Source organism: Mesorhizobium sp. GbtcB19, from assembly GCF_019091085.1.
In the GTDB taxonomy this organism is placed as follows: domain Bacteria; phylum Pseudomonadota; class Alphaproteobacteria; order Rhizobiales; family Rhizobiaceae; genus Mesorhizobium.
In genome coordinates, this window is sequence record NZ_JAGXJY010000135.1 from 1 (window position 1) to 383 (window position 383).

Sequence of the window (383 nt, forward strand, 5' to 3'; positions counted from 1 at the left end):
TTTTTAAAATACTATGATAATAGAAGTTTTTATTTGGAAAACGGGGATCTTGATACAACTACGAATGTAGAAATTATCACTGAAATTTGCTCTGATCAAGGATTTGAGCCTAATGGAAATTATCAAGTATTAAATAATGGGATGCATATTTATCCTAAAGAGTACTTTTGTCCTAAAGAATATAAAACGGGGATTTTAAGAGTAACTAAAAATACTTATTGTATTCATCACTTTAATGGTTCTTGGATTACCAAGGATAAAAGATTTAAAAAGAACATCAGATTATTTATGTTTAGGGTTCTGGGAGAAAGAACGACTAATTTTCTTTTGAATATTGCGAAAAGATAACTAAGGAAGAAGTTTTTATTGTTGTTACATTGAAA

Annotated in this window: 1 pseudogene; it reads left to right on the top strand. The window is 27.7% G+C overall.

The features are described 5' to 3' along the window. A pseudogene (locus KVT37_RS31940) lies at window positions 1–348 on the top strand (hypothetical protein); the annotation flags it as partial. Between the last annotated feature and the right edge of the window lie 35 nt (window positions 349–383).